This window comes from Algoriphagus sp. (assembly GCF_039969895.1).
Taxonomy (GTDB): Bacteria; Bacteroidota; Bacteroidia; order Cytophagales; family Cyclobacteriaceae; genus Algoriphagus.
Genome location: NZ_JBDVMZ010000003.1, coordinates 1 through 22,613, shown reverse-complemented (window position 1 = coordinate 22,613; position 22,613 = coordinate 1). Strand labels below are relative to the sequence as shown.

Below are 22,613 nucleotides of genomic sequence, written 5' to 3'. Positions count from 1 at the left end.
TTAATTTTTCTATGATATTGATAATTATTATTACTTATAATTCTGAAAAATGGATTCGTCAATGTCTGAATTCAATTCAATCGGAGTTGTTAGACTATAGTATATTGTGTATTGATAATAACTCTTCTGATGATACTGTTTCAATTCTTAAAAGAGAATTTGAAAGTGTCATTTTAATTTCTTTAGATAATAATTTAGGTTTTGGAAAGGCAAATAACATAGGACTAAAGTATGCTATTGACAAAAGCTTTGATTTTGTGTTTTTACTAAATCAAGACACTTGGTTAGCTAAAGGATGTTTAGAATCATTGAGGCATCAATATATAATTAATGATTTAAAAGGAATTCTTAGCCCTTTACATTTAGAACCTTCAGGTAATAATTTTGATTATGTTTTTGAATCATGTATCCGTGATTCTTTATCTAGGGAAATTCTCTCTCCATTTTTCTTGAAGGATATTCAAAAGAAACCTATTTATAAGGTTGGGTTTGTTAATGGAGCGGCTTGGTTTTTTTCATTGGATGTGTTAAAAAAAATTGGAGGGTTTAATCCTGCTTTTTTTCACTACGGAGAGGACAACAATTTGGGTCAACGCTTAAATTATCATAATATGAGTTTTTATATAGATCCAACTGCTCGTATATTTCATGATTGTCCACAGGTAGCTAAGCGAACCTATCAAGATATCAGGTCACAAGCAATTCGCGATTATTCAGATTTTTTAATTGTGTTATCTAATCCTAAATATTCTTTTATATATAATTTAAGAGAAGTTTGTGTTATTTTGTTTTCTGATTTTATTAAGTCTTTACTTCCTTTTCGTGCCAAGGCATTTAAAAGGATTCTCTTTATTAGTTTTTATATTTTTCGCAATTTTTTAATTATCAGGTCGAATTTTTATAAATCTTTATTTTCAGGCGCATTTATAGATAGTAATGATTCCTAAAATTATTCATTATTGTTGGTTTGGAGAAAATGTATTGCCCGAGCTAACAATTTATTGCATTAAAACCTGGAAGAATTATTTTCCTGATTATCAATTTATCATGTGGAATGAAACTAATGCACCTATGGACAATCCTTACATGAAGAAGGCTTATTCACTTCAAAATTGGGCTAATTTAAGTAACTATACGAGGTTGTTTGCACTTAAAAAACACGGAGGTTGGTATTTTGACACAGATGTAGAGATTCTTAAAACACCAGATTTTTCCGAATTCAAAGAGAAATGTTTTCTTGGAATTGAATCAGATATTTGGGAGAATGAAATTTTAGTTAACAATGCTGTGATCTCTTGTACTGCGAATCATCCTTTCATTTCCCAATGTTTGGCTGAGCTTGAGACTAGGTTTGACGGATCAGAAAATGCAAATGAGTCATCACCTGTCCTAACTACAAGATTACTCCAAAACATAGGTTTTAAGAGAAATCCTGGGGTTTTTAATGGTGTACGTGTGTTTGATAAATCTATTTTTTATCCAATTTCTTATTTTGAAGATTTTAGTAATCCTGAACGATTTATTACGAAGAAGTCTATTTCAATACATCATTTTGATCTTTCATGGAAGTCAAATGATTTGAGTCAATCTTCATTTAATACATTGCTTAAAGAAAAAGATAAGTTTAAATCACTTTTTATTAAATTTTCTCAGGGTAGATTTAGTTTGTTAGAGTTATTAAAAATAAACTTTAGATATCTTAAGTGGCTTTTTAAGACCCTATAACATAATGAATTTTATTAATTTAAACCCGCTTAGTTCAAAAGATTGTTATATGTTAAATGATCTTTCTGACCTTAGCATCCTTATTAAAACCTTAGAACGTGAGGCGCATTTGGTACAGTTACTTTCCTCTATTGCTCATTACAAGTTTGCCGGTCCTATCATCATTGCAGACGATAGTAGGGTTCCGTATGGAGCTTTAATCCTTCGACAGTTTCCACAATTGAATATTCAATACATCAATTTGCCTTATGATGCGGGAACTGCTGAGGGAAGAAATAGAATGTTAGAGTTGGTACAGACTCCCTATTTTCTGCTCTGTGATGATGATTTTGTATTTGATCGCCGTACTCGGATTCCCCTTATGAGGAGATTGTTGGAAGAGTATCAACTGGATATTTTGGGAGGTGTCTTTCGTCAGCATAATCGGAAAACTCGTAAAGGGAAGTATCTTTTGAAAGTGAATCGCTTACTGAATCGATTAGGCTGGGTGCTGCCTTCTTCACAGATTTATGAATATCATGCTGGCATTACGATTAAGCCAAATGAAATTTCATTGTATTCCATTCATTATACCGATCCAGTCACTCGATGTGATTTGACCCATAATTTCTTTCTGGCTAAAACAGAACAAGTCAAAGCCTTTGGGGCTTGGAATCCAATTCTTAAAGGAGGTGAGCATCAGAATTTCTTTATTCGGGCAAAATTGGCGGGCTTGAAAGTGGGGACTACCAGAAAATGCGGAGTGATTCATGATCAATGGACACCCAATTCCAAGGAATATCAAAACTTAAGAAATCGAGGCAATGAATACCAAATGCTTGCACTGAAGGAGTTTGGGGTGACTCGTTTGGAAAACTATAAAGAGGTGTTGGGAGGGACATTTGGAATTTGAATTTTAACTTGACCCTAAAAAGAGACCTCTTCTTTTTAGTCTTTGCGGTGGTAATTAAGCTATCGCTGCTTTTTTTATTTATATCAGGAACAAGTGAGAAATCCTACCTTGAAGGTTTTTGGGGTGATTTTGCTTTTGATACCCATGGCTACCTTGATCCCATTACTCATTTTTTTGAAAAAGGAAGTTACCTCCCTCATTACCGCATGCCTGGCTATGGCTTTTGGTATGGATTGTTTCTATTGATTTTCCCTAAGGTTTGGGCTTTGAATTTTCTGTTGCTGTTTCAAGCGATTTGTTCGGGAATTGGGGTATATCTTTTGTCAGTTTTGGGTGGCAAACTTACGGGTAGTAGAGCTGTATTCTTAACGAGCTACTTTTTACTTCTAGGGACAACTTACACTTCTTGGTATGATCATTATTTGATGTCAGAGAGTTTAACTAGCTCTTTTCTAATATTTTCCGTCTATTTTTTTGTCCGGTCATGGAGTAATCCCTCCCCTTGGAACCTGATTTTTTCAGGATTACTATTTACCAATTTGGTTTTCCTAAGACCCGTTTTTCTACCAATTGGGGGATTGTTTATTTTCTTGGTTTTTTGGAAGTTTCATTATTCCATTTCCAAAACACTCAGAGTTTATATTTTATTTTTCATTCCATTTTTGATTCTAGATGGGATGTGGATTTATTCCGGATACAAAAAGTATCAAAAGATCATACCACTCCAAGAGTCCTTTTTAGGGCCATCCCAAAGTAATGTTTTCTATGAACCTGCTTTTTGGTTTACCCAAAACTGGGGAGGCAATTACCTCTGGTGGGATCCTGGGGCTGAGATCCGTTATTTTGGCGTGGGAACAGATAGCTTGGAATACTTTGATAAAAATCAGATTCAGTTTCCTGGAAAAATTTTCACTTCACAATTCAATCAAGATTCCCTTACTAGAGCAAGTGAGCGGCTGATGGACCTCAAGTTGGAAAAGAATAGACTTAGTGTTACACAATTTGATCGAAAATCAGCGGTTATCTATGATTCTTTTTCAAGATTCTCGAAAAGTATTCAAGAAGAAAAACCGTTGCTCTATCATATAGAATCAAGAATTTCCTTGCTAAGGCAATTTTTGTTTACTACGAAAATCCGAAATCCATTTTATGGCTTAAAGTTTCCTTGGAGAGATCAATTCATTCGACTCAAATCATTCACCTATCTAGTTACCTTGGTTTTAGGCTACATGTCAGCGCTTATTTTGTTGGTCTTTGCTTTTAAAAAACCTGTTTATTTGATTTTATCAGGCATTGTTTGGTATGTGTTATTTATTCATCCTATTCTACTTCGGGTGATCGAAAACAGGTACCTGATGCCTTCTTATTCATTTCTTACTTTGGTAGTTGTATTAGCCACATTTGAAATACTAAACTCCCGTAAATTTGCTAAAAAGTAATCTTACATTAATCATTCCTCATTACAATGATTGGGACTGCCTGCATCGCCTATTTCAGGAAATTGATCAGTTAGCATCTCGGCATGAATTGGGTCAGGTAGCTGTGGTTCTTGTGGATGATCATTCACTGGAAGAAAAGTCTCTTGACCTAGAGAAGTATTCTAATCTGAAGATCTTGCTTATTCGCCTTGTTAAAAATATGGGTCATCAGCGTGCGATTGCTGTTGGCTTGTGCTATGCCTACGAAACTATTCAAAGTGAATGGGTAGGGATCATGGATTCAGACGGGGAAGATCAGCCCCATGAATTATTCCGTCTGGCAGCAGAAGCGAAGACCCATAATTCCTCTGCCTTTGCTAAGCGCTCCAAGCGTAGTGAAGGGTTGCTTTTCCGAATGTTTTATGTGTTATACAAATCTATTTTCCAATTACTCTGCGGCCAACGCGTCAATTTTGGAAACTTCAGTGTAATCAAAGGAACCATACTGAAGTCTTTGGTACACGAATCCAATCTTTGGAATAATTATGCGATCGCTTTTCTCAAATTAAAAAAACCTTTTATCAGAATCTCCACTCATCGAGGCAAGCGATATCAGGGAGTGTCAAAAATGAATTTTACACAACTGATCATCCATGGCTTAAGTGGAATTGCGATTTTTGCAGATGTGGTGACTACCAGAATTATTCTTTTTTCTCTGGGTACCATTGTTTCTACTTTACTCGGGATGATGATCGTAATCGGTATTCGCTTGACCACAGATATGGCCATTCCCGGATGGGCTACTTACTCTGTATTGGCATTGGCTATTTTGCTTTTTCAAGCTGTATTGATTTCGTTTTTTACCTTATTTATTTTCTTATCTAATCGAAGCAGCTTGGGGATAACACCGGTCAAAGAATATAAAACCTTTATCGAATGAGTGTCAATTATCCAGGTCAGGAGCTAGAATTATTTGAAAATGCTAAAAACTGGAAAAGTTATTTTTCACATAAAATCAACCCTTACATTTCTGGTGATGTATTGGAAGTGGGGGCCGGAATTGGAGGTACTACACCCTATCTAGTAACTTCAAAAGTTTCTTCCTGGACTTGTATTGAGCCAGATAAAGTTCTATTTGAAAAGTTAGTAAAGGAAGGAGACACTTGGAGGAATAAGGATTTATATCAATTTTCCAATGCAGTGTTGGAAGCGCAAACAGAACAGTATGATACGATTCTTTATATCGATGTGATAGAGCATATTGAAAAAGATGGTGAGGAGTTAGTAAGAGCCTATCAGGCACTTCGCCCCGGGGGTAGCCTGATTGTTTTGGTTCCTGCATTTAATTTTTTATATAGTCCATTTGATCAAAGCATTGGTCATTTTCGTCGCTATGACAAAAGGATGCTAACAGCCATAGTTCCGCAACAAATGGAAATTAGAGAATTATTCTACCTTGATTCCTTAGGCTTTTTTTCGAGTGTTGCGAATAAATTGGTTTTAAAGCAACCCTATCCAAGTCAAGGTCAAATCAATTTCTGGGACAGCTATTTGGTGCCAATCGCGAAAAGATTAGATCCTTTGTTTAGAAATAGTTTTGGGAAATCGTTAGTAGGTGTTTTTGGTAAATCAACTGGTATTCACAAATAATTTCTATTCTATCCATTGAATAGCCCTTTATTTTCAATCATTATCCCCTGCTACAACCAAGCTCATTTTTTAATAGACTGCTTGGGTTCCCTTCTCGGGCAAACCTTTACGAATTGGGAAGCCATACTAGTCAATGATGGTAGTACGGATCGTACCGCTGACCTAGCCGAAGAATTTTTACAAAAGGATGCTAGAATTCAATTCATTTCGCAGAGCAACCAAGGTCTCTCTGCTGCCCGAAATGCCGGGCTTCATCTAGCCGAAGGTGAGTATATACTTTTTTTAGATGCGGATGACTGGTTGGAGCCGGATTGTCTTCAGACATTTTTTGAGGCCACTTTAGCCAACCCAAGTCTTTCCCTTTTTCGGGCAGGCTATGCGTATTGGGATAGGCCGGGAGGGACCAAGTTTCACGAGCATCTCCCCTTTATAAATGGACCTATCTATCCCCAGGTATTGACAGCTAACATCGGTCCTTGTCATTCTATCCTGATTCGAAGAGATCTTGTTTGTAAGGTGGGTGAGTTTGATATCACCCTCAAGAGCTGCGAGGATTGGGATTTTTGGATGCGTTCAGGGAGATTGGGCGCTGAGATTTATTCTATTCCGAAGGTTTTGGTTGCCTACCGTTATGTGTTGACTAGTATGAGCCGTCATCCTCAGGTAATGTATGCGGCACTCAGCGAGGTCAGCCGCAGAGCTACCTTGCCTGACCCTCGACTTGGAAATCAGACAGGTGAGGAACTTGTAAGTCTGACAAACCTGCCCAACATCCAAAAGAACCATTTAATTACCGTGCTTGGCGTGCTGCTTCATCAAGGGAAAGCAAAAGAGGCGATTGCCTGGTATCTTCAGGAATCTGAAAAGTGGCAATGGGATGTTCAGGGGAAAGACTGGAGTCACTTGAGTAGCTACCTCTCCTGGGCTTATTTTTCATCTCAGGCAGAGATCTTTAAATTACTTGCGGATACACGACCAGTCGTTTCAACATTTTTTTTTGGCCTTGGATATTCAGCCGATGAAATCAAAAACCTGCTCAGATTGGTATTTGGAATGCAGCTCAAAAAGCTGAATCACTTCACCTATGGCACATACTTGGGTGCCGCGCTTAACAAACTGGGCCGATATTGAAGCCAAAACTCCTGTTTATTGCCGAGTCTAGCCCCTTTCCCCCAAAGGATGGAAAACGGCAGCGAAGCTTAGCCTTGATCCGGGGAGCGCTGACTGCCTACGAAGTGGATTATTTGATTTTGGGAAATTCAGGAGAGTATAGAGAAAGCAACAAGCAGCAGATACCGGGGCTTCGGTTTTTCTTTTTACCCCAATCTCCATCCATTCCTTGGATGAAAAAGCTGGGCCTGGGCTATTATCCAAGTCGGGAAAATCGGGAAAATCTGAACGGTTTTTTGAAAGGGAAAAGCTATGCTAAAGTCCTCTGTCGCTATGCAAGTGCAGCTAAAGACTTACCGGATGGGTTGAAATTTACCCTGGATATAGACGATGATTACCGGGAATTGATGGAAAGTACCATTGCCTCTGCGCCGAGTGAATGGAAAAAAATTCGCTACAAACAGATTTACCTACTCAACCGATTATTTTATTACCGGATTCTTCGAAGAGCGAGTCGCTTGATTTGGGTGAAAAATCAGAAGGCAGGTTTCTCGGGCAGCCTACTTCCAAATTTACCCTTTCAGGTTTTGTGGCGCGGAGAGATTGCCCTTTCGCCTCCGTCGGAAGCAAATCTACTTTTTGTAGGGAAACTTAGCTATGGACCCAACGCAGAAGGGATTCGCTGGTTTTTGGAGAAGGTTTGGCCAAGGCTATACTCCCGCAATTCAGGAATGAGATTGACTTTGGTCTCATCCGCTGATCCAGGTATTGATTTGGCGGAGTTGATTCATTCCAGTGCCGGAGTGATGCTGTTGATTGGAGTGGAGGACCTTCTACCCCTGTACAAGGCGCATGCCCTATGTATTGTACCCGTGTTTTCCGGGGGCGGGAGTAATATCAAATTGGCAGAAGCGTTGGTCTTGGGTCGGAAAGTGGTGAGTACTTCATTCGGGGCAAGAGGATTTGAATCTTGGATTGCCTCCGGTCTGATTCACCTGGCAGCTGATGCATTCGATTGGGAAAAAACAATTTTCTCTCACTTGGAAAGTCCCTGGGAGGAAGCTGCATTTGAGCCCGTCCGGAATCACTTTTCCCTTGAAAAGTGGAATCAACACTTAATAGGTATTTTGGATGAGTCCTAAGATTTCGGTGATTATCCCCTTCTATAACGGAGCGAACAGCCTCCATCGGGCAGTGGAATCTGTCCTTAACCAAAACTTTGAAGACTGGGAATTGATATTGGTCAATGACGGAAGCACAGACGAATCTTCGACCGTCGCAAAGCGGTATTTATCTGATTCCCGGATTCAATATTTAGATCAGGAAAATAAGGGAGTGAGTGCCGCCAGAAACTGTGGGGCAGAAGCGGCTTCGGCAGCATGGCTGATATTTTTGGATGCAGATGATGAATTGAGTTTAAATTGTCTATCTACCTTTTCTGCAAGGGTAGAAGATGAAATTGACTTAATTTCCTCCGGAATAAAGCGGATAAGTGGACATAAAGAAATTATTAAACTTCCCCAAAAAGGAAAATACTTCAGTAGAATTTCCGGTACATTTTTAATCAGAAGAGTGTTTTTCCTCACTATAGGAGGCTATGATTCGAATTTGAAGTTTGCTGAAAACACTGAATTATTTCATAGAATTCGATTAAATAAGGGGCAGGAGGAAGTAATCGCTTTTGTGTCACTTAACTATTATGAAAATGAAGCTGGAGGAAGTAAAAATCTGCGGAATATGATTAGTTCATTGAATTATTTTATGGAAAAGCACCAGAGTACGCTAAGCACCCATGTTAAGTTTCTGTACCATCAAATTATTGGAGTGAATCATTTGAGATTTCAAGAATATAAAGAGGCCCGTTTTCATCTTAATAAAGCGTTGCAAATCAAACCAAATTTTGGAACGCTAGCACGATGGTTTATAGCTTGCCTACCTTTTATGGCCAAGAAACTTTATCCTGAAGCTGTATCTTATAAATGAAATTCGGAGGATTTATCATTACTTATAATCGACCAGACATCCTGCTAGATACTATTGGGCAGATCTTCGCTCAAACTTACCCGCCTGAGCTTCTTTGGATAATTGATAATTCAGAAGGCTTGGCCACTGATCATGCCATTGCATCACTGCTTGATCCAAGGATTAAATATCATCGAATGGGCTACAATTCCGGTCCTGCCGGAGCAGCGGCTAAGGGTCTGGAGCTTTGTGCGAAGGAAGATCTGGATTGGATTTATTGGGGAGATGACAATGATCCTCCTTTCCGAAACGACTGTTTTGAGCGCTTGCTGGCGATACGGGATGCAAATCCATTTTGTGGTGTCCTAGGTACGGTAGGACAGTTTTTTGATCGAAAGAAAGGTGTAATTAAGCGAGTACAGACAAGATTGCTCGAAAAGAAAGATTGGATTGAGGTAGATTATGTAGCAGGAGGGATGTGTATGCTCGTAAGTGGAAAAGTGGCCAGAGAAGGTATTGCGCCTGATCCGGAGTTGTTTTTTGGTTTTGAAGAGTTGGATTTTTGTCTGAAGGTTTCACGTAAGGGATACGCCATTGTCGTGGATTGTAAGCTCTTTTTAGAAGCCAGGAAGCTTCATCAGCGATTGGAATTTGAACGCCCTGCATATCAGGTAAAGTCTAATTTGAATCGGGAATACTACAGTCTTAGAAATCTCTTGATGATATCCGATTCATTGACCCTGCCAGGTATGCGAAATCAATTGATCAAGAAATGGTTGGCTAAGGCAGTTTATGGATTTCGATACGGTCCTAAATATGGGGCTAAAAACTTCCGGTTGATAACTCTGGGATTTTATCATTACCTCCGTGGAATCAGCGGAAAAACGATTGGTCTGTGAAGGCAAATTCGATAGCCCTTGTCTTAGTTACCTACAATCGAGTTGACCTGCTTCATGCTTTACTTCAGCGAATTGCAGATTCAAATTGGAAGTATGATCGATTTGTACTGATCAATAATGCCAGTACAGATTCCACAGGTGAAGTTGCTAACGAATTTGAGGTCAGCTTGAGACTAGAGCTGGTAAATCTAAATGAAAACCTAGGTCATGGTGCTGGAATAGCGGTGGCACTGGATCAGCTTTTAATCGGGTCAAAGCCTGAATGGGTGGTATTTATGGAGGATGACAGCATACCAGAGCCAAGATATCTCGATTTTTTGATCCAACGGATTAGCTCAAGCAATTATTCAATGATTGCATCTAAAGGTTCAAAGGTAGGAGTGGGGAGAAGGACTCAGGTAAGCCCTCAGCCGGATGAACTAATGGAAGTCGATTTTGGGCTTTTTGACGGGGCAATTGCCAAGTTCAAGGATTTAGGTGAGGTTGGTTTTCCGGTGAGAGATTGGTTTATGATGTTTGATGACTTCGAGTATTGCTATCGAATCCGGCAGGCAGGATTTAAACTAGGCGTATGTAAGAATCCCCATGTAAAAATTTTGCATGAAGGGTGGGGAGGGGGAGCTTCTCACTCAGCCAAATGGCGAGCCTATTATCAGTCCAGGAATTTTATTCATTTTGTAAGGCTTCATTTTTCTGGTTTAATTCTCTTAGACTATCTGATTTTACAGGGGAAGCGATTGATTGGTGGTATTTTCACCTCTAATGGTCTGGAATTAACCAAATATCGACTAATGGGAATTCGGGCTGGAATACTTGGGAAGAAAGGGAGATCATTGGATATTACAACGCTGAGAGAGATTGAATGACATTCATCTCAGGTATCTGTGGTTATCCCCATTCTGAAATAGAAAATGGTTAAATAAAGTGGTCTGTGAGGACACAGACCACGGGGGATTTTTACCATTATCTCATCACCACGGTCTGTTTTTTTCCAGACTGGAATAGCTAACCTCGGTCTGTGTCCCCACAGACCGAAATTTATGTACTATACACCTCGGTTTTTGTCCCCACAGACCGAAATATGGAAGATAGGGAGGTGATTGGCTATTGCATCGCAGAGAGAGAGATCGAATTACATTAATCACAAATAGGTGTCGTTATCTCTGGTCTGAGATAAAGAATGGGTATTTAAAGTGGTCTGTGAGGACACAGACCACGGTGGATTTTTACCATTATCTCATCATCACGGTCTGTTTTTTTCCAGACTGGAATAGCTAACCTCGGTCTGTGTCCCCACAGACCGAAATTTATGTACTATACACCTCGGTTTTTGTCCCCACAGACCGAAATATGGAAGATAGGGAGGTGATTGGCTATTGCATTGCAGAGAAAGATCGAATTACATTAATCACAAATAGGTGTCGTTATCTCTGGTCTGAGATAAAGAATGGGTATTTAAAGTGATCTGTGAGGACACAGACCACGGTGGATTTTTACCATTATCCCATCACCACGGTCTGTTTTTTTCCAGACTGGAATAGCTAACCTCGGTCTGTGTCCCCACAGACCGAAATTTATGTACTATACACCTCGGCTATTGTCCGCACAGAACGAAATATGGAAGAAAGGGAGGTGATTGGCTATTGCATCGCAGAGAAAGATCGAATGACATTAATCACAAATAGGTGTCGTTATCTCTGGTCTGAGATAAAGAATGGGGATATAAAGTGGTCTGTGAGGACACAGACCACGGTGATCAAAAAAATCGTATAAATTGTCAGTTCTGAAGCCCATCATCCTTTACCTTCTTGACACCCTCCAAACCGGGGGTGCAGAAAAAAGCTTGCTGGAAATCACTTCTAGATTTCAGCATTTTAAGCCGGTTTTTGTGACACTTTTTGATGGAAAGCATGACCTCTTACCCGAATATGAAGCTGCCGGAATTCAAGTGATCCGATTAGGTCTGCCCGTATCTAATCGATTCGGAGAGTTAGCCACACAGGTGGATCAGCTGGTGAAAAAGTATGAGGCAGTCATTGTTCACTCCAGTATTTTTCGCTCGGATATGGTAGCCCGACGATTGAAAAGTAAGGTCAAAATCGTGAATAGTCTAGTGAATAACAGCTATAGAAAGAGACGCTACGACGGATTGCCTTGGAAGGGAAAACTTTCCCTGCTAGGGGTGCAGCTGCTGGATAGGTTTACCATTGGCAGAATAGATTTGATGATTGCAAACTCTCAGGTGCTGATTGACTCACATCGAAAAACTATTGGTCTTGACCCCGAAAAAACTGGTGTAATCCACCGAGGACGTCCTATTCCAAAAGTAATCAGGCATCGGGCATCGGGCTTCAGACTACGGACATCGGACATCGGGCATCGGACTTGGCTTTGTGTAGGACGCTTGATCGAACGAAAAGGCCATAAAGATTTACTTCCTGCCTTTGCTGAATTGCTTAAGAAGCGGCCTCTGGACCGACTGATTTTAGCGGGGGATGGGGAATATAGGGGAGCCATTGAAAAGATGATTGAGAGTTTAGAGATTGGAAATTCCGTGGAATTGTTGGGTACAGTATCACATGTACCTGAATTGCTGGAAAAATCAGACTTCTTTGTTTTTCCAAGCTATTTTGAGGGCTTGCCCGGCTCAGTGATTGAAGCGATGCTGGCAAAAATTCCTATCATCTGCTCAGATATCCCGGAGAATAAGGAATGCCTAAAAGAAGGGATGTGTCTTTTTCATAGCGTAGGGGATCAGGAAGATCTATTGGCGAAAATGCAGGAGGCGGTATCGCTTCAAGATTGGGAGATTCGTACAGAAAAGGGTTATGCCTATGCCAGGGAGCACTTCGATATAGAGAAGATTGCAGTTCAATATGAAGAGGTTTATTTGCGTTTGCTGGCAGATAACCTTTGAGGTTTTTCAAACCTCGAAGGTTTAAAATTCTCTTTAATATTTGGTCAGGTGGTAAAAAAGAAAGTTGGACAGGTCACTTTCTCCTCTCCTCGGTCTGCGTCTCACAGACTGAAACAGCAATCATAACAAACCCGCCCACCTCGGTCTGTGTCCTCACAGACCGAAACTATCACTCTCCTCGGTTTATGCTTTCACTGACCGAAATTACTAACCTTAGTCCCTGTTCCATCCATCGTAACTATCCCTTCTTATCACTTCGGTTTATGCCTTCAAAGACGGTAAGTATATTGAATAATAGTGGCCTGTGGGGACACAGGCCACGGTTGAGGACACAGGCCACGGTTTAGGACGCAATTCTCGGTTAAGGGCACAAGGCTCGGTTGAAAGGATACATACCTCGGTGGAAGGGCCTTCCTCGGTCTGGGTCTCACAGACCGAAACAGCAATCACGACCACCCGACTTCCTCGATCTGAGTCCTCACAGACCGAAACTAGCCCACCTCGGTCTGTGTCTTCACAGACCGAAATTACTAAGCTCAGTCCCTGTTCCATCCATCGTAACTATACCTTCTTATCACTTCGGTTTATGCCTTCAAAGACGGTAGTTATATTAAATAGTGGTGGCCTGTGGGGACACAGGCCACGGTTGAGGACACAGGCCAGGGTTGAGGGGACACAGGCCACGGTTTAGGACACAGGCAGGGGTGGAAGGATACATACCTCGGTGGTGGGGCTTCTCCTCGGTCTGTATGCTCACAAACCGAAACAGAAATCATGACCACCCGACTTCCTCGGTCTGAGTCCTCACAGACCGAAACTATCGCCCACCTCGGTCTGTGTCCTCACAGACCGAAACTATTAACCTCAGTCCCTGTTCCATCCATCGTAACTATACCTACTTATCACCTCGGTTTATGCCTTTAAAGATTGAAATAAATACTAACGACTCTTTCTGATACTGTCCTGTTGGGCGACAGGTCTTCACAGATCCAAATTAGTATGATGGTTTTTCGTAATGTAGAGAAGTTGGGATGCAGCAAAGGATGTGAGTAAAGGCAACACGGGTACGTTGGATCAGAAGCAATGGCGAAGATTTGGTTAAGTAAGTGTGGTCTGTGGGGACACAGACCACGGTGGTGGGTCGTCACCTCGGTCTGTGTCTTCACAGACCGAAATGTATCATTTCAACTCACACTGTATTTTCAAACCTTGGTCTTTGCCTACCTTATCGGGAGGCAGGTTTCCACAGACAGAAATAATTGCTTCTATTCATTGGTATGTCTCACTTCAGTCTCAAACTAGAATCGCATTGACTTTGTCTTGAATTCATGTCTGACTTTATAAATCCAGTTCGCAACTCCCACATGGAATTTGACCGGGTCTATTTTTGGACGGATACGGTAAAAGACTGGAAATCAATTTTTCACAATGATGAATACAAGTCTCTTATTGTGTCATCCATGGGTGAATTGGTGAGGAGAGGAAACTTGGTGGTTTACGGCTTTGTGATCATGCCAAACCATCTTCACCTAATTTGGGAGATGAAAGAAATGAATGGGAAAGAAACCCCAGTTGCGAGTTTTAATAAATTCACGAGCCATTCCATAGCAAAAAAACTAAAGGAAGATAATTTGAACTTAGCGGCTGATTTTCAGGTGGAAGAGTCAGATCGCAAGGTTCGGATTTGGAAAAGAGACCCTTTAGCGGTGTTAATGGATACGAAGAAAAAGGTCGAGCAAAAACTGGAATATGTTCATTTAAATCCGCTGCAGAACCATTGGAATTTGTGTTCTACCCCTGAGGAATATGTATGGTCCTCAGCTGAGTTTTATGCTCATGGGGTTGATAGGTTTGGCTTTTTGACAGATTACAGGGATAGGTTTTAGGTGATCTTAGGTAAGGAATTTTTTATTTGAAGTGACCTGTAAGGTTGGTCAACTGCAAGTTAGGTACTGAGCGAGGGAAGTTATGTACGCCACACTGATGATTTGGTTAATAAGAGTGGTCTGTGGGTGAAGATAAGTAGTCAATGACAGTGGTCTGTGGGGACACAGACCACGGTGAGAGGACACAGACCACGGTGAGAGGACACAGACCACGGTGAGAGGACACAGACCACGGTGAGAGGACACAGACCAGGGTGAGGGGATAGGTTTTAGGCTTTGTGTTTGTGAATTAGTGACCTGTTAGGACAAGAATCAGGGTCAAAAAGTCCAAAATAGTGTTCTGTGAGGACACAGACCACGGTTGGGAAGTTTATTCTAATCTACTTAAAGAATGTGTGGAATTATAGGAGCATTTACTCCAAATAAACTGCTTTCAGCCGATCGGAAACGGTCGGCTTTGTCATTTTTGAACCATCGTGGCCCGGATGCAAATGGGGATTATCTTGATGCAGGAAATGGACTTTGGTTTGGACATACGCGTCTATCTATTCTTGACCTAGGTCAGGGAGGTAGTCAGCCTATGATATCTCCTGATGGAAAGTTCATCCTTACTTTTAATGGTGAAATTTATAATTGGAATTTGATAAAAATTGAGCTTCAAGCTCTTGGAGAAAGCTTCCAGTCTCATTCTGATACAGAAGTCTTGCTTAGAGCTTGGATGCGATGGGGAGAATCCTGCCTGGAAAAGTTAAATGGAATGTTTGCCTTTGCCATTTGGGATCGGACTAAAAAAGAGCTAGTTCTTGCCAGAGACCGATCTGGGGAAAAACCTCTTTATTATTTCTCTTCAGACAAGCAACTTTTTTTTGCCTCAGAGATCAATGCATTAAAGACTTTGAGTAATAAAGTATTTGAAATCGATGCTTCAGGAATTAAAAGCTATTTGAACTTCGGATATTTTAGAGACTCACTGACTTGTTGGACAGGTATTAGAAAATTATTGCCTGGTCATTTTTTAAAGATGAAACTCGGAGCTGAACCTGAAATCTCATCGTATCTTTTTGAAGAAGAGGATAAAACAATGGATAATCCGGTAGAGGCCCTTGATCAAGTTCTCCAAAAAGTTATAAAAGATCAATTGGTAGCTGATGTTCCTGTAGGTTTAATGCTTAGTGGTGGACTCGATTCCTCACTTTTGGCAGCTTATGTCAGTGAGATTTCTAATTCTGTGAAAGCCTATACCGTCACCTTCCCTGGTTTTGAGTCATTAAATGAGGAGCCTTTTTCCAGAAAGATTACAGCTTATTTTGGACTGTCTCATGAAGTCTTGGCTTGTTCCGAGATTGAGCTGTCCGATTGGTTGGCCACGATGAAAGGACTGGAGTCACCTATATCTGACCCCGCTTTCTATCCTACCTATCTCATGTCAAAAGCTATTCGGACCCAATGTAAAGTAGCATTGGGTGGAGATGGGGCGGATGAGGTGTTTGGAGGCTATGAGCGCTATCAGGATTGGACCAGACTTAAAGAAAAGAGTAAAAGTCTTCCATTGATTTTAAGAAAAACGCTAGCATCTATTGCTAAATACTACATGCCAATCGGTTTAAAGGGAAGACATGCACTAATGGAGTTTGGTGAGAATATGGAATTTGGTCCCCCAATCGTTCCTACACTTTTTTTGGATCATGAGATTGAAAAATTGATGGGAAAAGAGTTTTTTGCAAAAACCTATATAAATGCTTTTGTCTGGAACAAGGATAGGGGATGGACAGAAAATATGTTGGACTTTGATTTCAAAAACTACCTTCCTAACAACATTTTAACTAAGGTGGATCGAGCTTCCATGTTGGCAAGTTTGGAGGTTAGGGCTCCATACTTAGATCCTAGAATTCTGGACTTTTCTAAATCTATTAGTTCAGATTGGAAGGTTAATGATAAAGAGCGCAAAATTATTTTAAAAAAGTTAGGCGAAAAGAAGCTCCCCTCGAATTGGGATTTTGAAAGAAAGCAGGGATTTGTTCCTCCTCTAGAGCAATGGTTGAAGGAATCGGATTGGAATGAACTGATTACTCAGTATCTCCTTGGGGCCGATTCTCCATTTGATCATCGATTTATCAAATCTCTTTTATCAGGTCAGCGAAAAGGGAGATTCAACAAACGGCGAATCTATGCTTTGCTAGTTCTCGCGATTCATTTAAAAGAAAATAGATGAAGATTCTCTTTCTCGATACTTCTCCAATACGCAGAGGAGCGCAGGTTTTTATTTCTGAGTTAGCTGATTATTTGAGTAGAAGCGGACATGAAACTTTCAGGGTTTATCTTTATAAGGCGGAAAAATCCGCATCTAAATTGCCAATTAGATCTCAAGGTTTAGTATTGAATTTTGATTCAAAAAATCTGTTTGAGAAAATCCCAACAATTCAGCCAGTTCTTTTAAAGCGATTGATAGAAGGAATTAAGGAAATTTCTCCTGATATCATCCTGCTTAACGGCTCAAGAACATTAAAGTATGGGGCGGCAGCAAAGCAGTTTTTACCCAAACGGATCAGATGGGTTAGCCGAATTATTGATAATGCTGAATTTTGGAATGCAGGAAAATTTACACATTGGTACTATAAAAGCTTAGTGATTCCTCAATTGGATGCTTCTATCGGAGTAAGCCAAGCCTCTCTGGATTCCATGATCAGGCATTACAATTTCAAAAAGCCTACTACAGTTATTTACCGGGTTTTTGATCCGCGCAAATTCAAAAATGCTCCGAGCAGACAAGCAGGTAGAAAGGATTTAGGTTTAGATGAAAATGACGAGGTATTACTTTTTCTGGGAAACCTCACCGCTCAAAAACGACCGGATCGCTTTCTAGAAATCATCCAAAAACTAGCAAAAACAAGACCTCAATTAAAAGCGCTGGTAGTTGGAGATGGTGATTTGGGCGTTTCGATCAAATCTCAAATCTCAAATCTCCAATCTCAAACCTTCTTTTTCGGTTACCAGCAAGACGTTTCTCCCTACTTAGCCGCCGCTGATTTGCTGATTTTGACTTCAGATACAGAAGGGCTGCCTGGAGTGGTTTTGGAAGCAGCTTATTTTGAAGTTCCTACGATTGCGACTGAAGTAGGAGGGATCAGGGAATGCCTGATTGATGGGGAAACGGGCTACCTCATTCCAGATCGCTCTGTGGATGCTTTTTGTCAAAAAATAAACCAACTGTTTGATCAGCCTAATCAGCGGATCCAGCTAGGCCAAAACGCCAAAAAATTCACGTCTGAACACTTCCGAATGGATAAAGTTGCCCAGCACTACCTGGACTTTTTTCAACAAATCATTAACCACCCCTAACTCCATATCCCTTAATACCCAACACTAACAACCAACAACTAACAACCAATAACCAACCACCAACCACCAACCACCAACCAACAACCACCAACTACCCAACCACCTCCCCATACACTCCCTCCAATTCCCTCACCATTCTTTTCATACTGAATTGATCAATTACTCGCTCCCTGGCAGCTTTTCGCATGTTATCATGTAATTCGGGATTAAGTATCAAATCGCAACAGTAATCACTTAATTTATTCCACTCATCTATTGCGGATAAATAACCTTGCACTCCCTGCTGAATGACCTCGCCTATGCCGCCGGCACTAGTGGCCACCACAGGTACTTCGCATGACATGGCTTCCAGCATCGCGATAGGCAAGCCTTCAAATTCGGAAGTGCTTAGATAGATATCCATCATGGATAAATAGGGGATGACATTTTTTTGAACTCCCACCAAATGAAAATTCCCAGACTTGCCTGACTTTTTGATTTGATCCTCTATTTTTCCTCTCCATTCCCCGTCACCCACTAGCATAAAGTGAGCCTCCGGGCATCTCTCTAGTACCTTCAGTGCCACTTCCACCCATAGCCACAAACGCTTCTGATCCCTAAACACCGCTACAATTCCAATAACCTTAGCTTCTTTTGGAATTGCTAATTCAGGCATCGCACATCGGACATCGGGCATCCTTACAAACATTTCCGTATTCACCCCATTCTGGATGACTTTTAACTGCATTCGCTCTCCCCGTCTGTACGGATCCCAAATTGAATTCAAACGCATAGATAGAGCCACCTCATTAGACACTGCAATGGCTACATCTTGCTTTTTGAAACTTATTCTATTGCCCCAGTAGGAGAGTTTGTTGTAGCGTTCCCAAGTGTTATGCTCGGTATAGACAATTGGGATTTTGATTTTATTCCCTACAGACCTGGCCATTATTCCCGCCCAGGGCAAGTGGGCATGGAGGATGTCTATCTCATGAGTTTGGATGAATTTTCTTACTTTACTTACTTGGAAAAATAGACTCAAATTACCCGATGGGATCAATTCAACATGAATTCCTGCTCGTTGCAGCTCGCCTACTATGTTGTTTTCCTGATGGTAAAAATACAAGCAGTAGAATTCAAACTTCTCCTGATCATGAACCAAAGCTGTCTCAGGTATCAGCTTTTCTGCCCCACCACGTCCCAAGCTTTTTATGAGATGCAATACCTTAATCTTTTTGCCATGATCCTTTCCCTGCACCGCTTTTACTTCCTTATTCATTATTCAATATTCATCAATATAATTTCACCCCTTTTCCATTCACCCTTTTGGGCATAAACTGAATTCTCCCCAACCAACAACCAACACCCAACAACCAACACCTAACAACCAACACCTAACAACCAACAACCAACATCTAACAACCAACAACCAACATCTAACAACCACCAACCAATTAACACCCACCAACCAACTCCCTAATTCCCCCCATATTCCTACTTTGCATACCAAACTCAGCTTGTAAAAACCTGAAATGACTCAGAATATCCTCAAGCTCCTGCATGGATTGAATGGGATCGGTAGCAAAATTATGAGGATGCCACCAGAGGTGATAGATTTCCTTTCCTCGAGCAGCAGAAGTCATCTCATTTTTCACCCGATTGAGGCGTACCGCGTTGAATAGCTTGTTGTTTTTGGAGATAGGACGAAGAATCCGTGAGGCAGGAATAAGCAAAGGCTCCTCAGGCAATACTTGCAATTCCCCTGCGGGGTAGCTGGTTCTTTGCCCCACTTTGAAAAAGCAGTCGGCTGATCTAAACCATTTTTTACTCAGATCTTCATGCTGGGTCTCTTGCCAGTACCAGTTGCGTGGATTGCTACGGACCTGTGTATATCCTTCTTCCAGGCAGATGCTGAGGTATAGTTCATTGATGTGATTCCTGGGGAAAACAAGAGAGCGTAAAGTTTTACCAAATTTATCCTGGGCTATTCGCTGAGTAGCCTGAAGATCCTGTCTGAATTGCTCAGGACTTTGGCCCCGCATCAACGTGTAGTAGTGGGCAAAAGTATGTGAGCCCAACTCCTGTCCCGGGGTATCGAGAATGGTTTGGATAAGTTCCGGCGCAAAATGCACCTCACTCTTCAATCCATGTTTTTTGACAAACTCATAGGCAGATAGCTTCGGTTCTCTATAGCTAGGTAGCTGAGTGGGGGAGTACTGTCGCCATTCTTCTTCATTTTCTGCGAAAAGCATCCCTACTGTAGCCCAGGTCGCCTGAATTTCATTTTTTGCAAAAAGCTCGAGCATGTCTGGGACGATCAACCTCGTATCCTTAAAATACTTGGGATCATAGGAAGTCCCCACCTTATCAAAAATACCCCAAAGGAGTTCGAAGTCTAGAGAGATGGTAAAAATGCCTTTGGTCATTGAGGGAAAGTAGAGATTTAGAGATTGGAGATTTTACCCTTTTCTTGAGTTGTTAATATGTTCTCTCTTTAAGTAAAAAATAAAGCTATTTAGCACTTTTAGAGATTCTATAATCATTGATCTTAACTTGAGGTAAACTTCTTGGGATATATATTCTTCATCTCTGGCTTCTATAATATGATCTAAAATTTCCGATATGGATCCACGGGAATTGTAATAAAATTTGTTGCTGTCCAGGTAATGAAATCTTCCCCAGCCTTCTGCAATATTTGCTGTTGCAGATCTAGCAGCTCTAAGTAGCTGAGAATTCAACTCATATTTTTCACTAGATGAAAAGTTAATGATTACATCTTTTTTAATAGTCGTTTTTAATTGATAGGCTAATTGCCAGCATTTAAGGTTTTCGAAAGTCTCTGATTTTTCCATGATTGAAAAATTTAAAAATATGAATTTCACTAAAATAACCAATCAACTGGGTGAACAGAGTTGAATTTGTAACTATTCTCTATTCTCTATTCTCTATTCTCCCAATCTCCCAATCTCCCAATCTCTCAATCCCCAATCCCCACCTCCAATTTTCTTCTTTCCTCTTCCACTATCCTGTTGAATATTTCACCTCTTTTCCTGATTCTATTTTGCTTTTGCCAATCCATAAAAGCCACAATCACAAAGAGCATAAAGTACATGATTTGGGACTTCTGCCGGATGATGATCCCCAGATTTGACATCACAAAGGTCATGGAAATGGATATGGAGATAAAAACAACCCCGGACATCTTCACCATCGCAGGAGCTTCTTTGATGTACTTAATGAAATCCTTACTGATGATTTTGCTAAACATATAGATATAGAGGGCATTTTCGAAGGAGATGGCTATGCCAAGTATATTGGGAGAATCAATAAAAAGCGGCCTAAACCAGAAGGTGAAGAGCTTCATAGGTAAGCTGTAATTAGACATATCTACTCCAGAACCAGCGGATTGCAGGCGCTGAGCATTCAGTCCAGTCTCCTCCTCGAAGCTTGCTAGTACATTATTTGGGTCGTATCCGAGGAAAGTCAATAAATCCTCATAGACATAAATACTCATCGCTATGGCTCCTAGAGCTACCAGATACTTCTGATACACCGGTACTTTTTCCTTTCCCAAGACAAAGCCCACACCCATTCCGACCAATATAGCAAACAGAATATGAGGGCGGATCATATAGCAGATAAAGCCACCTAAGAGGATCAATGGGATTCTTCTACCTGGCCAGGAAAGCCCGTAGGTTAAGATACCTATCCCTGCAAAGATATAAGCCCCCTTGCCTAGAGAAGCCGTCCAAAAATGCATGTTAGGAAGAAACATGAAAATTGTGATAGCATCCCAACCCTCGAATTTGGCATTGAAGCGAAGGTTTTCTTTGAAAAAACAATAAAAATAGACGAAGCCCCAATACCCAATCCAGGTACTGAAAAACATCATCATATCGTAATTGAATCCTAGCCATTTGGCAAAGGGGTAATTTACCCATTCGATGAAAAGAGTGCCGGGTTCGAAGGCACTAGACCAGTTTTTGTAATTTCTATAACTGAAAAAATAATTAACTGAATCAGAGCGGTTGAACTGTGCATAGGTCCAATAAACCAATCCAAAAAACATGTGGTACCAATACATCTGATTGAGTAGGCCTGCTTTTAGCCATTTATGTTCCTTTTGCAAATTGCTGAGGATAGGCTGGCTAACACCAAATAGTACTACAATTAGGATTACTGCTCCAAGCAAGGGGGTATTGGTTTTTTGATAAAGATATTCAAGAAAGGCAGTTTTGGCAATTATTTACAAAAAAGGAAGGATAGAGAAGCAGCCGTTCGATAGTTGTTTTGTAGAATCACCTAGCATAGGATTTTCAATCCCAACCTTAATTCCTTTCTCTCTGTTGTCCTGCTTCTCCAGAAGCCGGACATAGTTTGCTGACACAACTTATCCAATCTCTCAATTTTTCAATTAACAGAAAATGCATCCCCAATTAGCACAAAAGCGCATTCTTAAGCCGGGTGGGGAGGTCGTGGCAGCGAGGGTGCGGTTGGCAAGTGGGGAGAAGCATTGCCACGACTAGGGCTTTTGTTTCTTTTGGGCCAACCCAAAAGAAAGAGAAAATCAAAAAGGCATAAAAAACGATTGAGGGTTGGCGGCCCCTGCTGTTCTGTTGTCCTGCTTCTCCAGAAGCCGGACATAGTTAGGTGACACAAATCATCCAATCTTCCAATTTTTCAATTAACAGAAAATGCATTTCCAATTATTCCAAAAGCCCATTCTTAAGGCGCGTGGGGAGGTCGTGGCAGCGAGGGTGCGGCTGGCAAGTGGGGAGAAGCATTGCCACGACTTGGGCTTTTGTTTCTTTTGGGCCAAGCCAAAAGAAAGAGAAA

Annotated in this window: 21 protein-coding genes; 17 read left to right on the top strand and 4 right to left on the bottom strand. The window is 40.9% G+C overall.

Annotated features, from left to right (window positions below; all coding sequences use genetic code 11):
* Nucleotides 1-11: 11 nt before the first annotated feature.
* The 17 genes from ABJH64_RS00165 to ABJH64_RS00085 all read left to right on the top strand — a co-directional run bounded on the left by ABJH64_RS00165 (nt 12) and on the right by ABJH64_RS00085 (nt 17,798).
* A complete protein-coding gene (locus tag ABJH64_RS00165) occupies nt 12-947 on the top strand; it encodes a glycosyltransferase (protein ID WP_348276711.1) in 936 nt (311 codons plus the stop codon).
* Nucleotides 937-1,725 (top strand): glycosyltransferase, encoded by a 789-nt coding sequence (locus ABJH64_RS00160; protein ID WP_348276710.1) that lies wholly within the window; start codon nt 937-939, stop codon nt 1,723-1,725. The genes ABJH64_RS00165 and ABJH64_RS00160 overlap by 11 nt, the downstream gene beginning before the upstream one ends.
* Before the next feature lie 49 nt (nt 1,726-1,774).
* Nucleotides 1,775-2,617, top strand: coding sequence for a glycosyltransferase (locus ABJH64_RS00155; protein ID WP_348276709.1), 843 nt, complete (start codon nt 1,775-1,777; stop codon nt 2,615-2,617).
* Nucleotides 2,618-2,625: 8 nt separating this feature from the next.
* Nucleotides 2,626-4,056, top strand: a complete 1,431-nt coding sequence (locus ABJH64_RS00150) for a hypothetical protein (RefSeq protein WP_348276708.1) — start codon at nt 2,626-2,628, stop codon at nt 4,054-4,056.
* Nucleotides 4,043-4,975 carry a glycosyltransferase gene (locus ABJH64_RS00145; protein ID WP_348276707.1) on the top strand — a complete coding sequence of 311 codons (933 nt, stop codon included), beginning with the start codon at nt 4,043-4,045 and terminating at the stop codon, nt 4,973-4,975. Before ABJH64_RS00150 ends, ABJH64_RS00145 begins: the two co-directional genes overlap by 14 nt.
* On the top strand, nt 4,972-5,685 hold the full coding sequence (locus ABJH64_RS00140; RefSeq protein ID WP_348276706.1) for a class I SAM-dependent methyltransferase: 714 nt from the start codon (nt 4,972-4,974) through the stop codon (nt 5,683-5,685). Before ABJH64_RS00145 ends, ABJH64_RS00140 begins: the two co-directional genes overlap by 4 nt.
* 15 nt (nt 5,686-5,700) lie before the next feature.
* Complete coding sequence (locus tag ABJH64_RS00135) at nt 5,701-6,816, top strand: glycosyltransferase (RefSeq protein ID WP_348276705.1); 1,116 nt, start codon at nt 5,701-5,703, stop codon at nt 6,814-6,816.
* Nucleotides 6,813-7,937: a glycosyltransferase gene (locus ABJH64_RS00130; protein WP_348276704.1), complete on the top strand. Its 1,125-nt coding sequence runs from the start codon at nt 6,813-6,815 to the stop codon at nt 7,935-7,937. The genes ABJH64_RS00135 and ABJH64_RS00130 overlap by 4 nt, the downstream gene beginning before the upstream one ends.
* A complete protein-coding gene (locus ABJH64_RS00125; RefSeq protein ID WP_348276703.1) occupies nt 7,927-8,778 on the top strand; it encodes a glycosyltransferase family A protein in 852 nt (283 codons plus the stop codon). The genes ABJH64_RS00130 and ABJH64_RS00125 overlap by 11 nt, the downstream gene beginning before the upstream one ends.
* Nucleotides 8,775-9,656: a glycosyltransferase gene (locus ABJH64_RS00120; protein ID WP_348299458.1), complete on the top strand. Its 882-nt coding sequence runs from the start codon at nt 8,775-8,777 to the stop codon at nt 9,654-9,656. The genes ABJH64_RS00125 and ABJH64_RS00120 overlap by 4 nt, the downstream gene beginning before the upstream one ends.
* The gene (locus ABJH64_RS00115) at nt 9,653-10,522 is read left to right on the top strand and encodes a glycosyltransferase (protein WP_348276701.1); all 870 of its coding nucleotides are present in this window, start codon (nt 9,653-9,655) and stop codon (nt 10,520-10,522) included. The genes ABJH64_RS00120 and ABJH64_RS00115 overlap by 4 nt, the downstream gene beginning before the upstream one ends.
* A gap of 152 nt (nt 10,523-10,674) precedes the next feature.
* Nucleotides 10,675-10,797, top strand: coding sequence for a hypothetical protein (locus tag ABJH64_RS00110; protein ID WP_348358113.1), 123 nt, complete (start codon nt 10,675-10,677; stop codon nt 10,795-10,797).
* A 413-nt stretch (nt 10,798-11,210) separates the two neighbouring features.
* Complete coding sequence (locus ABJH64_RS00105; protein ID WP_348275412.1) at nt 11,211-11,429, top strand: hypothetical protein; 219 nt, start codon at nt 11,211-11,213, stop codon at nt 11,427-11,429.
* Nucleotide 11,430: 1 nt separating this feature from the next.
* Entirely contained in the window at nt 11,431-12,573 is a 1,143-nt protein-coding gene (locus ABJH64_RS00100; protein WP_348275411.1) for a glycosyltransferase, read from the top strand.
* Nucleotides 12,574-13,901: 1,328 nt separating this feature from the next.
* The gene (locus tag ABJH64_RS00095) at nt 13,902-14,459 is read left to right on the top strand and encodes a transposase (protein ID WP_348275410.1); all 558 of its coding nucleotides are present in this window, start codon (nt 13,902-13,904) and stop codon (nt 14,457-14,459) included.
* Nucleotides 14,460-14,850: 391 nt separating this feature from the next.
* Nucleotides 14,851-16,671 (top strand): asparagine synthase (glutamine-hydrolyzing), encoded by a 1,821-nt coding sequence (asnB, locus tag ABJH64_RS00090; protein ID WP_348275409.1) that lies wholly within the window; start codon nt 14,851-14,853, stop codon nt 16,669-16,671.
* A complete protein-coding gene (locus tag ABJH64_RS00085; RefSeq protein ID WP_348275408.1) occupies nt 16,668-17,798 on the top strand; it encodes a glycosyltransferase family 4 protein in 1,131 nt (376 codons plus the stop codon). Before asnB ends, ABJH64_RS00085 begins: the two co-directional genes overlap by 4 nt.
* 91 nt (nt 17,799-17,889) lie before the next feature.
* Here the strand turns inward: ABJH64_RS00085 and ABJH64_RS00080 are convergent, their stop codons facing one another.
* From ABJH64_RS00080 to ABJH64_RS00065, 4 genes are all read right to left on the bottom strand, one after another.
* Nucleotides 17,890-19,056: a glycosyltransferase gene (locus ABJH64_RS00080; protein ID WP_348275407.1), complete on the bottom strand. Its 1,167-nt coding sequence runs from the start codon at nt 19,054-19,056 to the stop codon at nt 17,890-17,892.
* Nucleotides 19,057-19,231: 175 nt separating this feature from the next.
* Nucleotides 19,232-20,203, bottom strand: a complete 972-nt coding sequence (locus ABJH64_RS00075; protein WP_348275406.1) for a polysaccharide deacetylase family protein — start codon at nt 20,201-20,203, stop codon at nt 19,232-19,234.
* Between the two features lie 33 nt (nt 20,204-20,236).
* Nucleotides 20,237-20,629 carry a four helix bundle protein gene (locus ABJH64_RS00070; protein WP_348275405.1) on the bottom strand — a complete coding sequence of 131 codons (393 nt, stop codon included), beginning with the start codon at nt 20,627-20,629 and terminating at the stop codon, nt 20,237-20,239.
* A 125-nt stretch (nt 20,630-20,754) separates the two neighbouring features.
* On the bottom strand, nt 20,755-21,969 hold the full coding sequence (locus ABJH64_RS00065) for a hypothetical protein (protein WP_348275404.1): 1,215 nt from the start codon (nt 21,967-21,969) through the stop codon (nt 20,755-20,757).
* Nucleotides 21,970-22,613 lie beyond the last annotated feature (644 nt).